This is a genomic window from Rhodobacteraceae bacterium Araon29, from assembly GCA_039640505.1.
Lineage (GTDB): Bacteria > Pseudomonadota > Alphaproteobacteria > Rhodobacterales > Rhodobacteraceae > CABZJG01.
In genome coordinates, this window is the sequence record CP046865.1 from 2,948,458 (window position 1) to 2,960,738 (window position 12,281).

Here is a 12,281-nt window from a genome sequence, read left to right on the forward strand (position 1 = left end):
TTGGTAGGGACCCGATAAAAGACCAAGAGCTCTGGGGCGCGCAAAACTTTGCGGAACAACCGCAGGCAAAGGAGAAACGCGATGGATTTAATCGCACAGCTCGAGGCGGAGCAAATCGCCTCACTTGGGAAAGAAATTCCCGATTTCAAAGCCGGAGACACAGTGCGCGTCGGTTACAAAGTGACCGAAGGCACCCGCTCGCGGGTACAGAACTACGAAGGTGTTTGCATTGCACGCAACAACGGTAAAGGGATTGCCGGATCGTTCACCGTGCGCAAAATCTCGTTTGGGGAAGGCGTGGAACGTGTGTTCCCGCTGTATTCAACCAATATCGAAAGCATCACAGTAATGCGCCGCGGCCGTGTGCGCCGTGCGAAGCTTTACTATCTGCGCACCCGTCGCGGAAAATCTGCGCGGATCGCAGAGCAGACCAATTACCGGGCACCCAAAGCCGGTGCGGAAAGCTAAGGAGCGGCGAGATGAAAAAAGAGATACACCCAGACTACCACTTCATCGACGTCAAAATGACCGATGGAACCATTGTCAAAATGCGCTCAACCTGGGGCAAGGATGGCGACACGCTATCGCTTGATATTGACCCGTCTGCGCACCCCGCCTGGACCGGCGGTAACACCCGTCTTTTGGACGCGGATGGTCGGGTCTCTAAGTTTAAGAAAAAATACGAAGGTCTGGGCTTCTAAAGCACATATCTTTCGCAATATGCCTATCAACGCCGCAGATCACCTCTGCGGCGTTTGCAGTTTGGCGGCCAAGAATGCCGTGCAGACCCGCGGCTTGCTGACGGCAGACAACGTGTTAGGCTTTACCCGCATGCCCAATTCTTTTAGCATAGGCCTATCAGCATAAAAGGACCCTAAAATGGCGCAAAGACTGCATTTGGTGTTTGGTGGCGAGTTGATTGACCCAGCCGAGACCGTTTTTAAAAATGTGGATGACCTACATGTTGTTGGCATTTTTCCCGATTACCAAACCGCATATGCTGCCTGGAAAGCCGAGGCACAGCGCACCGTAGACAATGCCCATATGCGCTATTTTATCGCCCATCTGCACCGTTTGCGAGATGAAGAGATTGCCACATCGAAAACTGAGGAATTAGAGGTTTGATAGATCATATCGGCCCACCGGACTTATGGTAGACAATGGTTTCGAGTGAGCCCAAAAATGACATCGATTTCGCTGTCGCGCCTGTGGTGTGGATTCATATAGCCGACTGCGCTAATTTTGCCGGTATCGAGTATCTGTCCCTGCGCATGCTGCAGGCTCACCCGGATCTCTATATTGTTCTGACCGGATCACAAGAGAGGTCGCAGAACCTAACGCGGCAAGCGCGCATCCTGGGGCTGCAAATGCCCTTTGATGCCCATTCCATTGATCGCTTTTTAAAAAAATTTACGCCAAACTATCTTTTGTGGGCCGGGGGTAATTTGCACCCGCCCTTGCTTAAAATGGCTGCCGCGCGCGGCCTAGAAATGCTTTTGGTTGACGCAGTTAGCGAAGGCTTTAGCGCGCGCAAGTTCCGGTTTTTGCCAAATGTCAAAGCCCGGGCGCTACGATGGTTTTCCGATTTTTACGCAGTGGACACCCAAGCCGCTCAACATCTGGCAAAACTTGGTATCGCTGCCTCTCGTATTCAATTGAAAGGCGCATTGCAACAAGGCGTCCTGCCAACACGTGCAGGTGATGATAGGCCGGACAACCCGGCCTATGCGCATTTGGCAACCCGGCCTGTTTGGTTGGCTGCGGGGGTATCGAAGGGCGAAATCGAAACGGTTTTATCCGCCCACCGTTTGGTAATGCGCCATGCCCACCGAACCTTGCTAATTTTGGCGCCACAGCAGCCTGAGGATAGCGCTGAGGCAATTCGCCAGTGCCAAGACACCGGATTGCATGCGCTAATTCCATCACAAGCCGAAGGCCCAGATGCCAACACGCATGTGCTAGTGCCGACAGGCGCCGATCCATTAGATTTTTGGTATCACCTTGCTTCGGTTTGCTTTTTGGGTCAGTCGATGGTGGCCCAAGGCCCTGCACTTGACCCCTATTGCGCAGCATCACATGGCTGCGCAATTTTATATGGCCCCATGGTATCAGACTATTCAGACCGCTATCTTAAACTGGCCGAAGCAGGCGCGGCGCGCCAAATTCGTGACAGTGACACGCTTGCCGCTGCTGTGGGTCAGATTTCCGCCCCCGATGTGGCAGCGCAAATGGCCTTTGCCGCTTGGCAGGTGACCTCAGATGGGGCAGAATTAACCGATGCTGTGATTGACCGGGTGCTCAGCCATCTGGACGAGATTGGAGTTTAAGATGCAAGCGCCACGGTTTTGGTTTACCCCGCCCGACAAGCTGCATATTGCAGCGCGCTTGCTGTCCCCAATTGGTCAGCTCTACGCTTATGCGACCGCGCAGCGAACAGCGCAGCACTCTACGGTCACCGCGCAGTCTCCCGTGATTTGCGTTGGAAACCTAAATGCTGGCGGCACAGGCAAAACGCCAACCGTGATTGCGCTCGTGCAGCTGCTGCTCACTTTGGGCAAGCGTCCGCATGTTATCACCAAGGGCTATGGCGGCAATGTGCAGGGCCCGCTGGAGGTTAATCCACGGTACCACAACGCGGATCAAACCGGTGATGAGCCGCTTTTACTGGCGGCTTTTGCGACCACATGGGTGGCCAAAGATCGGGTCAAAGCGCTCAGGGCGGCCGAAAAAGCCGGCGCTGATGTGATTATCATGGATGACGGCTTTCAAGATCCGACCATCCGAAAAGATCTGTCTTTGGTCATTGTGGATGCTGAGCGCGGTTTTGGAAATGCAAAGTGCATTCCTGCAGGCCCGCTGCGCGAACCCGTTTCTGCTGGTCTGGCGCGGGCGGATGCAATTGTGTCCATCGGGCCACAAAAGGCGCAACACGCTTTTAAAAACCAATGGGGCGGCGCCCTTCACCTACCGCATTTTGATGCAGAATTGCGGCCGCTGAGCATGGGTATGGATTGGTCAACCGGCCGCTATCTGGCGTTTGCCGGTATTGGCCATCCGGAGAAGTTTTTTGCAACGCTGCGCGGACTTGGCGCGCAGCTTGTGCATTGCGAAGCTTTGGCAGATCATCAAAGCCTGTCCCCGACCCTTTTGGGCAGATTGCAAGCGCAGGCGCAGGCGCAGCAGGCACAGCTTGTAACCACCGAAAAAGATGCCGCGCGTCTGCCCGATGACTTTCAAGGTGATGTAATTACGCTTCCCGTGCGTCTAGAGGTGCAAGATACCGATCAATTTACCGCGATGGTCAAAAAGGCAATCTCAGCCGATATATTATAGGTTGTTATCGCCCAACTTTGGCGAGGGCTTCTGCAAGCTCAGCTCGGCATCCGAAAACGTAAAGGGTGATCTAACGCTTGGGATACCGTCCAATTCGACCTGCATCTGGCGGTGTATCACTTGCGGGTCGGCAAACACCTCATCCATGGCATTGATCGGACCGGCTGGCACACCTTTGTCTTCACATGCCTTTAAAAGCTGGTCTTTTGTCATGGTTTTTGTCTGCTCGCTCAGGGCAGAAACCATCTTTTCACGATTGGCAATACGGTCTGCATTGGTCAGAAACTGAGGATCCTGGGCCATGGATTCAAGATCCAAGATATTACACAGCCTTTGATATTGGGGGTCATTACCGGTTGCTATGATAATATGGCCATCGCGGCAGTCAAAGACCTGATAGGGCGTCAGGTTGGGATGATAATTGCCCGTGCGCGCCGGCGCGGTTCCGGTTACCAGATAATTCATCGCCTGATTGGCCATCACCGATACCGCACAGTCCAGCAGCGACATATCAATATGCTGGCCGCGTCCGGTGCTGCTGCGCATATGCAATGCCGACAGGATCGCGGTGCTGGCATATATGCCGGTAAAGAGATCGGTTATGGCCACACCGGCGCGCTGCGGCGCGCCATCCGGCTCACCAGTGATCGACATAAATCCGGACATGCCTTGAATAATATAGTCATAGCCGGCCCGATGCGCATAAGGTCCTGTCTGCCCAAAACCGGTGATCGAGCAATAGATCAGCTTTGGATAGCGCGCTGATAAGCTTTGATAATCAAGCCCGTATTTTGCCAATCCGCCAACTTTGAAATTCTCAATCACAATATCTGCGTCTTTGAGCAGCCGGTGCAGTTCCTGCTGTCCCTCGGGGGTGCGAAAATCAATCGTAACACTGGCTTTGCCGCGGTTACAGGAATGGAAATACGCTGCGGTTTTATCATCTTCCCGCTCAATAAACGGCGGGCCCCATTGGCGGGTATCGTCGCCCCGAGGGGCTTCGACTTTGATCACATCCGCGCCAAGATCGGCCAAGGTCTGCCCGGCCCACGGACCAGCGAGGATCCGCGCCAATTCAACAACTTTAAGACCGGTCAGCGGTGTGGTCATTTTTCCGCCAGTTTTTCATCCAGCACCGCAGCAAAATCATCATAGTTCATATTTTTATAAACTTCGCCGTCGATCAAGAACGTCGGGGTGGAGCGAATTCCATCGCGGGTGGCGTTTTCTTGGTACCAAGCGACCAAAGCGCGCAGCTTATCTGCATCCTGCAAGCAGCTTTGCAATTGGTCATCTTGCAAACCAGCCAAGCGGCCAATTTTTCTAAGCTCGCCAATAATCGAAAGGTCATCACCAGCGCGCGCCCATGTGTTCTGCGTGTTCATCATCAGGTCAATCACACCGAAATACCGGTCCGGACCAGTGCAGCGGGCAATCATCGAGGCCCAGATGCCATATTTATCGAAGTAAACTTCGCGAAACTCAAAGCGGATTTTACCACTGTCGATATAGTTTGTTTTCAGGTCTTTATAGGCCTCAGTGTGGAAACTGGCACAATGCGGGCAGGTCAGTGACGCATATTCAACCACAGTGATCGGTGCGTTTTCATCACCTTGAACCATATTGATAATCTCAACCGCCGCAGGTTCCGAGCTATCAGTCTCAGCGGTGGCGGCAAAGGGCAGTGAAAATTCGGCGTTTGTGGCCAAAGAAGAGGGCCATGAAAGCCATAAACCGGCGCCCATAAGCAGAGCGACAGCGCCAAGAGTAAACGACAGTTTGCGCAACATCTAAATACCTTTCAAAGAGTGGTCTTTGGTTTTGAGCTAGTTAGAACGTTCTGACCCAATTGTTCAAGAGCACGCCGCAAATCTTGATCTTCCACCGGGCTCGCAGTTTTTCGCGCTTGCTCAGCAATCTTTTTGTCCACCCCCGGCGCCGCTGGCGCAGGGCGGGGGTCAAACGCGGTCTGCGCTTCGGCAAAGCCAGAGGCCGAAGTATGCGATATTTTAATCCGCGTGATGGCATTATAGCCGTATACGGCGTTGATCCGTTCGCGCAGCTTTTCTTTTTGCATTTCAAGTTCCGGCCCATGTCCGCTGCGGGCCAGCAGCGTCAAAGTGGCGCCCATCCCTTGCGCCGAATAGCTCACATTGGTGGGCTGGGCAATTTTGGCAATATCCGTACCAGCAATCTCTGACCAATGGGTCAGCACCCGCGACTGGGCAAAGCCACGGTTCTGGCTCACATCTTTAATGCGCCGCTCAAGCAACACCGAGGTGCGCTTAAATCCATTTGTTTTGCCTCGGTGCCCAGACATGCCTTGCATCCTTGCGTTCGGCGCTATCTTACTGGTTTAACCACAGCATTCCAGACACTATGTGAAAAAGTGAGATCAAACTTGTGTGACCAACCGCGATCAAATGATCTGCTGAACTGGTATGATCAAAACGCGCGCACCCTGCCCTGGCGGATCGCACCCGCGCTGAGCAAACGTGGTCAACGGCCCGATCCCTATCGGGTCTGGCTGTCCGAGATTATGTTGCAGCAAACCACTGTCGCAGCCGTTAAACCCTATTTTTTGAAATTCACATCGCGCTGGCCTAACGTGCGCGCACTAGCTGCTGCGGTGGACGCGGATGTAATGGCCGCTTGGGCCGGGCTAGGCTATTATGCTAGGGCGCGAAATCTATTAAAATGCGCTCGCGCCGTGACCGATGAGCATAACGGCGTTTTTCCCCAAGAGCATTCAGCGCTGTTAAAATTGCCGGGTATAGGACCCTATACTGCCGCTGCAATTTCGGCCATTGCATTTCAGCAGGTCGCAACTGTAGTGGATGGCAATGTCGAACGGGTGATGGCACGGCTTTATGCAGTGCAGACCCCATTGCCCGATGCCAAACCAGAGCTGACCCAAAAAGCCGCCAGTTTGACCCCCAATGCGCGTCCCGGTGATTATGCACAAGCCGTGATGGATCTTGGTGCAACAGTTTGCACCCCCAAAAACCCAAGCTGCACTCTCTGCCCGTGGTGCGCCAGTTGCGTGGCGGTTTCCATCGGCAGCGCCGCAGAGCTGCCTAAAAAGCGCCCCAAGCCGCAAAAGCCAACCCGGTATGGCATAGTCTATTACGTTGAGCGCGTTGATGGCGCAGTTTTGCTTGAACGCCGGCCTGATCGCGGTTTGCTTGGCGGTATGCTTGGCTGGCCGGGCAGCGCATGGGATGACGCGCCAAAGGACGCGCCACCTGTGCGCGCAACCTGGACCACGCTGCCCCAAAAAGTGCGCCACACCTTTACCCATTTCCATCTCGAACTGACAATCAAAACAGCTCGGCTGACCACGGCAGAGCCGGTGGAGCAAGGCGCATTTATCGACCGGCACCAGTTTCGGCCTGCCGAGTTGCCAACAGTGATGCGCAAAGTGTTTGATCTAGCGAACGCGCCCGAATTGAGTTACGATCAGCCCATATTAAAAAACAGGACATGATATAGCATGACCAAAAATTTGGGAAAATTTACATTTCAGAACGCGATGCCGTTTTGGTGTTCTGTTGGGATGATCCCACTGATTTGGATCGCCGCCAGCCTTGGCGGCTGGGGGTTTTTGCTGGTGTTCTTTACGGTGTGGTATCTGTTTTCCGCGTTAGACGTTTTCACCGGATTAAACCTTGGAAATGCCGATCCGGACACCGAAGATGATGATCTTTTCTGGTATCGGCTGGTCACTGTGATTTGGGCACCGTTGCAGTTTGTGACCCTATTCGGGTTGCTTTGGTATAGCGCTGGCTCAGAGCTGACCGGTTGGGAAAAAATCGGTTTGTTTTTTTCCATGGGAATCATCAGCGGTACCATAGGGATCAATTATTCGCATGAGTTGATGCACCAATCCGATCGCCGCGAGCGAATGTTGGCCGATACGCTGCTTGCCATGGTGCTGTATTCGCATTTTCGCAGTGAACATCTTTTGGTGCATCACCGCTACGTGGGCACGCCGCGCGATGCTGTGACGGCCCGATATGGCGAAGGCTTTTATCGTTTCTTTATCCGTGTTCTGGGTGAATGCTGGGCGTCAGCCTTTAAAGCAGAGCGTGCAAAGCTGGCGAAAAAAGATCTGCCTTGGTATGATACCAGCAATCCGTTTTTCCTCTATTGGGGGCTGCAAGGCGCGATGTTAATTTTGGCCTTTGCGCTTGCAGGTTGGGTAGGCGTTGGACTGTTTATCTGGCAAGCGCTGATCGCCGTGTGGCATCTGGAGCTGGTAAATTATGTGGAGCATTACGGTCTGACGCGCAAACATCTGGGCGACGGCAAATATGAACATGTCAAACCGCACCATTCATGGAATGCCGCCCATCGGGCCACCAATTGGCTTTTGATCAACCTGCAACGCCATTCGGATCATCACTACAAACCCAGCCGCCGCTATCCGCTGCTACAGAACTATTCTATCGGAGAAGCGCCGCAACTTCCCTATGGGTATGGGATCATGACCTTTGCCGCCATGGTGCCACGTCTCTGGCGGGCCCGGATGAATCCACGGGTGCGAAAATGGCGTGAAATGTATTATCCGGAAATTCTTGACTGGTCAGATTACAACACCGGCCAAAACCCGCTTCCAAAATAAAAAACCCCCACCAAGATTGGTGAGGGTTGAGTGGCCTATGCGGGCAGCGCATAGACGGATATTTCCTAGAAATTGATGCGCGGTGGTGGAAATTTTGCACCTGCGCAAAACAGCCGCAATACCGACGCGATACCGACCCGCCGTAATACTAGTTGAGCTGCTCGCCCATTTCAGCGCGAATTTGCTGCCGAAGCAGATCAATCGGTACGGTTTTTCCGTCCCGACGGAAACACCAATAGGTCCAGCCGTTGCAACTTGGAGCGCCCTCTAGGGCAGCGCCAACCTGATGGATTGAGCCTTTGATGTCATCCCCGATAAGCGTACCATCCGCGCGTACTTTGGCTTTGTGCCGGCCGTTCATACTCAGCAGTTCTTCACCCGGGCGCAGCATACCGCGCTCGACCAATTGGCCAAAAGGCACACGCGGCTCGGCCCGTTTGCTAGCGCTCACCTGCAAAGCCTCACGGTCAAATTTGCGTGTGTTTTCAATGCGCTTCTGCGCCACTTTGCGATAGGCCGCCTCACGTTCGATACCGATAAAGTCGCGGCCGAGCATTTTGGCCACCGCGCCAGTGGTACCGGTGCCAAAGAACGGATCAAGCACCACGTCGCCGGGATTGGTTGAACCCACAAGAACCCTGTGCAGAAGGCTTTCGGGTTTTTGCGTCGGATGGGCTTTGTCGCCATTTTCATTCTTGATCCGCTCATGCCCGTTGCAGATCGGCAAAACCCAGTCGCTGCGCATCTGAACGCCTTCGTTCAATGCTTTAAGCGCTTCATAATTAAAGGTATATTTTGCACCTTCGGATTTCGAAGCCCAGATCATGGTTTCATGCGCATTGGTAAATCGCTTGCCGCGAAAGTTTGGCATTGGATTGGATTTGCGCCAAACCACATCGTTTAAAATCCAATACCCATGGTTCTGCAAGGCTGAGCCAACACGGAAAATATTATGATAAGAGCCGATCACCCATATAGCTCCGCTAGGCTTAAGAATGCGCCGCGCGGCTTTGAGCCACTCGTTGGTAAAACGGTCGTAAGCGGCAAAGGATGAAAATTGATCCCAGGCATCATCTACGGCATCCACGCGGCTGTTATCCGGCCGATGCAAGTCGCCCTTTAGTTGCAGATTATACGGTGGATCAGCAAAAATAAGGTCGACGGAATCGCTAGGCAAATTATTCATTGCCGTGATGCAATCGCCGCTAATGATTGTATTTAATGGAAGCGCTTTTGCCTCCTTGGGGAGTGTCTTTGTTTTCATAATCTGCCTCTTGGAACGGCGCGTTTTTGCGCTCTTAACTTGTCCCTAAAATGAGTCAAACATGATTCGGCGTCAATTTCTTTTTTGAATCAAAGGGTTATTTATTTTCTTGATACAAGATATTGTGTACAGGCCGGAAAGAACGCCTATGGTGTGGGGTCACCCCTAACCGCTGCAGTGCCAAAATATGCTGCTTAGACGGGTAGCCGGCATTTTTTTCCCAGCCATATCCCGGATTTTGCAGGCTCAGTTCGACCATTAACCGGTCGCGAACCGTTTTTGCAACAATGGACGCCGCCGCAATCGAGAGCGATTTACCATCACCTTTTACGATAGGTTGCGCTGGGATGTTGATAGGGTCAGGCACCCGATTGCCATCGATCAAAAGATGCGCAGGTTGCGGGTTAAGCGCGGCGACCGCGTTGCGCATTGCCAAAAGGCTTGCCTGTAAAATATTAATCCTGTCAATCTCTTCGACCGAGACATGCGCGACAGCAACTGTTGCGCTTTTGAGGATCAAATCATAGAGATTTTCACGGCGTTTGGCGGATAACTTTTTGGAATCGTTTAACCCCTGCGGGATATTAGAGGGATCAAGAATAACCGCCGCTGCCGTAACGGGACCAGCCAAAGGGCCACGGCCAACCTCATCCACCCCGGCGATCAGGGGATACCCCTGCCCCATTAAACTTGCTTCAAACGTAAAATCCGGGCCATCCATGGGCCAAAACAAACGCCATTAAAGGCTAGGTTGCAAGCTGCAAAATTTGGTTTTGGGAGCAGACGACATGAATAAAAGGCAAATGGCGATCCCGACAGGATTCGAACCTGTAACCTGCCCCTTAGGAGGGGGCTGCTCTATCCAGTTGAGCCACGGGACCTAAGAATTGATCTAGACCTAATTTTAGGATTTGTCATCTGAAAATACCCATCGCGCCCTTGCCTTTTTCATTAAATTAAGCGCGCTGCACGCAATATCTTGAAACTCTTTGGAACAATGGGATAACGTGGGGTAACAAGCCTTTTAAGGAGCGTTTCTTTTGCGCGAAATACCGCCCCGCACTTTGACACTGCGAGATGTTTCAGAAGCCTCAGGGGTTTCGGACATGACGGTGAGCCGTGTTCTGCGAGGGCGGGGGGATGTATCGCAGGCAACCCGGGAAAAAGTTTTGCTTGCCGCCAAAGAGCTAGGCTATGTGCCCAATAAAATTGCCGGCGCTCTGGCCAGTCAACGGGTTAATCTGGTGGCTGTTATTATCCCTTCGATGTCCAATATGGTATTTCCCGAAGTGATGATGGGGATAAACGAGGTTCTGGGCAGTACGGATTTACAGGCTGTTGTTGGCATTACCAATTATCTGCCGGAGCAGGAAGAAAAGGTGCTCTATCAGATGCTGTCATGGCGGCCCTCTGGCGTTATTATTGCCGGACTAGAGCATACCGATGCCAGTTCAAAGATGTTGCAAGCGGCTGGCATTCCAATTGTTGAGATTATGGATACGGATGGCAGCCCGGTTGATTGCGCGGTCGGCATTTCGCACCGCCGAGCGGGACGGCAAATGGCGCAGGAGATTATTTCTGCAGGCTACCGGAAAATTGGATTTCTTGGCACAAAAATGCCGCTGGACCACCGGGCACGCAAGCGCTTCGAAGGCTTTACCGAAGCCTTGGCAAAATCTGGCATCGAAATCAGCGATCAAGAATTTTACTCAGGTGGATCAGCGCTGGCCAAGGGCCGGGATATGACAATTGAAATTTTAAGCCGCTCTCCAGATTTGGATTTTTTATATTATTCAAATGATATGATCGGCGCCGGAGGCCTTTTACATCTATTGGGTAAAGGCATTGATATCCCAAAAAGCATTGGCTTGGCCGGCTTTAATGGCGTCGAACTGCTAGAAGGTTTACCTATGCAATTGGCAACCATGGATGCTTGCCGCAGTGAAATTGGCCGGCGCGCTGCCGAAATAATCTGTGCCCGTATCGATGGGACGTTTAATGAAACCCAAAAAATTGTTGAATTGGCGCCAACACTAAACCGCGGGGCTACTCTTAGAAGCTGACGGGTCGAAAACAGAGCAGGGTTTTCAGGAAACTGTCATCTAACCAACCTACAGCTAGGCGAAACCTTTAGGAACCGCGATGTCGTATTCCCGCTATGCAATTTACTATATGCCTCATGGCGCTTTTGCTGAGTTCGGCGCGCATTGGTTGGGATGGGACCCACAAACCGGGACCGAAACAAAGGGAATTGCCTTAGAAGGTTTGCCACGCCCACGGGAAATACTCACCAAATCCCCAAAGAAATACGGGCTGCATGCAACTTTGAAAGCTCCTTTCCGTCTTGCACAGGGAAAAACTGAGGCCGGGCTTATGTCAGCGTTCAAGGCGTTTTGCAAAACTCAAAAATCGGCCTGCGCAGGGCAGCTTCAGTTTAGCAATAAGGGGGGATTTTTATCGCTACGGCCATCAAGCCCGCTTAAACAGCTGAACCAGCTGGCCGCAGACTGTGTGACTGCTTTTGACAGATTTCGCAGTCCTGCAACGCCCCAAGACCTCATGCGCCGCCGCAAAGCGAATTTGACCGCTGCTCAGGACGAATTATTGCGAACTTGGGGATATCCCTATGTTATGGACGAATTTCGATTTCACATTACCTTAATGGGGCGCGTTGATGGCTCAGAAGCTGAGCAGGTTACCACCGCGCTTGAACCGGTGCTAAATCCTCTGCTTACAAATCCATTCACCATCAACGACCTTGTTCTTGCCGCGGAAAGACAAGATGGACGCTTTTGCATTTTGAAACGGGCAAAACTGCTAGACTAGACAGGCTCGTGCATGTCTTTGATATAAGTGTTCTGGCACCTGTTACTTTTGCGAATTTAGGAAGAGAGTTTGACGATCTCTTCTTTTATTCGGAGCTTTTGCTTTTTCAAATCGACGATGTGCAATGTGTCTGCACCTGTATTTTTTTGGGCCTGCTCAACAGCCTGTGATAACGCTTCATGTTTCTTTCTGAGTTCTTGAACATGCGCAACAACGCTCATTTTTAACCTCCTT

General features: G+C 52.3%; 15 protein-coding genes and 1 tRNA gene. 9 read left to right on the forward strand and 7 right to left on the reverse strand.

Features of this window, described 5'->3' with window-relative positions:
- The first annotated feature begins 81 nt into the window (after positions 1-81).
- The 5 genes from rplS (at position 82) to GN278_14230 (ending at position 3,333) form a co-directional block, all read left to right on the forward strand.
- Positions 82-468, forward strand: a complete 387-nt coding sequence (gene rplS / locus GN278_14210; protein XAT61806.1) for a 50S ribosomal protein L19 — start codon at positions 82-84, stop codon at positions 466-468.
- Positions 469-479: 11 nt separating this feature from the next.
- Complete coding sequence (gene rpmE, locus GN278_14215) at positions 480-701, forward strand: 50S ribosomal protein L31 (GenBank protein ID XAT61807.1); 222 nt, start codon at positions 480-482, stop codon at positions 699-701.
- Positions 702-879: 178 nt separating this feature from the next.
- A complete protein-coding gene (locus GN278_14220) occupies positions 880-1,125 on the forward strand; it encodes a DUF4170 domain-containing protein (GenBank protein XAT61808.1) in 246 nt (81 codons plus the stop codon).
- 35 nt (positions 1,126-1,160) lie between these two features.
- Complete coding sequence (locus GN278_14225) at positions 1,161-2,327, forward strand: hypothetical protein (protein ID XAT61809.1); 1,167 nt, start codon at positions 1,161-1,163, stop codon at positions 2,325-2,327.
- A 1-nt stretch (position 2,328) separates the two neighbouring features.
- Entirely contained in the window at positions 2,329-3,333 is a 1,005-nt protein-coding gene (locus tag GN278_14230; protein ID XAT61810.1) for a tetraacyldisaccharide 4'-kinase, read from the forward strand.
- Here the strand turns inward: GN278_14230 and GN278_14235 are convergent.
- The 3 genes from GN278_14235 to GN278_14245 are packed head-to-tail and all read right to left on the reverse strand — an operon-like array spanning position 3,328 to position 5,653.
- Positions 3,328-4,443, reverse strand: coding sequence for a CoA transferase (locus tag GN278_14235; protein XAT61811.1), 1,116 nt, complete (start codon positions 4,441-4,443; stop codon positions 3,328-3,330). The genes GN278_14230 and GN278_14235 overlap by 6 nt on opposite strands.
- Positions 4,440-5,123 (reverse strand): thioredoxin domain-containing protein, encoded by a 684-nt coding sequence (locus GN278_14240; protein ID XAT61812.1) that lies wholly within the window; start codon positions 5,121-5,123, stop codon positions 4,440-4,442. Before GN278_14240 ends, GN278_14235 begins: the two co-directional genes overlap by 4 nt.
- Positions 5,124-5,134: 11 nt before the next feature.
- Positions 5,135-5,653 carry a DUF721 domain-containing protein gene (locus GN278_14245; protein ID XAT61813.1) on the reverse strand — a complete coding sequence of 173 codons (519 nt, stop codon included), beginning with the start codon at positions 5,651-5,653 and terminating at the stop codon, positions 5,135-5,137.
- An 81-nt stretch (positions 5,654-5,734) separates the two neighbouring features.
- Here GN278_14245 and mutY point away from each other — a divergent pair, with 81 nt between their 5' ends.
- Positions 5,735-6,820, forward strand: coding sequence for an A/G-specific adenine glycosylase (mutY, locus tag GN278_14250; protein XAT61814.1), 1,086 nt, complete (start codon positions 5,735-5,737; stop codon positions 6,818-6,820).
- A 6-nt stretch (positions 6,821-6,826) separates the two neighbouring features.
- The gene (locus tag GN278_14255) at positions 6,827-7,957 is read left to right on the forward strand and encodes an alkane 1-monooxygenase (protein ID XAT61815.1); all 1,131 of its coding nucleotides are present in this window, start codon (positions 6,827-6,829) and stop codon (positions 7,955-7,957) included.
- A gap of 148 nt (positions 7,958-8,105) precedes the next feature.
- Here GN278_14255 and GN278_14260 read toward each other — a convergent pair whose 3' ends face one another.
- From GN278_14260 to GN278_14270, 3 genes are all read right to left on the reverse strand, one after another.
- Positions 8,106-9,221 carry a site-specific DNA-methyltransferase gene (locus tag GN278_14260; protein ID XAT61816.1) on the reverse strand — a complete coding sequence of 372 codons (1,116 nt, stop codon included), beginning with the start codon at positions 9,219-9,221 and terminating at the stop codon, positions 8,106-8,108.
- A 97-nt stretch (positions 9,222-9,318) separates the two neighbouring features.
- Positions 9,319-9,942, reverse strand: coding sequence for a ribonuclease HII (locus GN278_14265; GenBank protein XAT61817.1), 624 nt, complete (start codon positions 9,940-9,942; stop codon positions 9,319-9,321).
- 83 nt (positions 9,943-10,025) lie between these two features.
- Positions 10,026-10,102, reverse strand: a tRNA-Arg gene (locus GN278_14270).
- Between the two features lie 159 nt (positions 10,103-10,261).
- Between GN278_14270 and GN278_14275 the strand changes: the two genes are divergently transcribed.
- Both GN278_14275 and GN278_14280 read left to right on the forward strand, forming a co-directional pair.
- On the forward strand, positions 10,262-11,284 hold the full coding sequence (locus GN278_14275) for a LacI family DNA-binding transcriptional regulator (GenBank protein XAT61818.1): 1,023 nt from the start codon (positions 10,262-10,264) through the stop codon (positions 11,282-11,284).
- Positions 11,285-11,363: 79 nt separating this feature from the next.
- On the forward strand, positions 11,364-12,047 hold the full coding sequence (locus GN278_14280) for a DUF1045 domain-containing protein (GenBank protein XAT61819.1): 684 nt from the start codon (positions 11,364-11,366) through the stop codon (positions 12,045-12,047).
- A 56-nt stretch (positions 12,048-12,103) separates the two neighbouring features.
- Here GN278_14280 and GN278_14285 read toward each other — a convergent pair whose 3' ends face one another.
- The gene (locus tag GN278_14285) at positions 12,104-12,268 is read right to left on the reverse strand and encodes a DUF465 domain-containing protein (GenBank protein XAT61820.1); all 165 of its coding nucleotides are present in this window, start codon (positions 12,266-12,268) and stop codon (positions 12,104-12,106) included.
- Positions 12,269-12,281 lie beyond the last annotated feature (13 nt).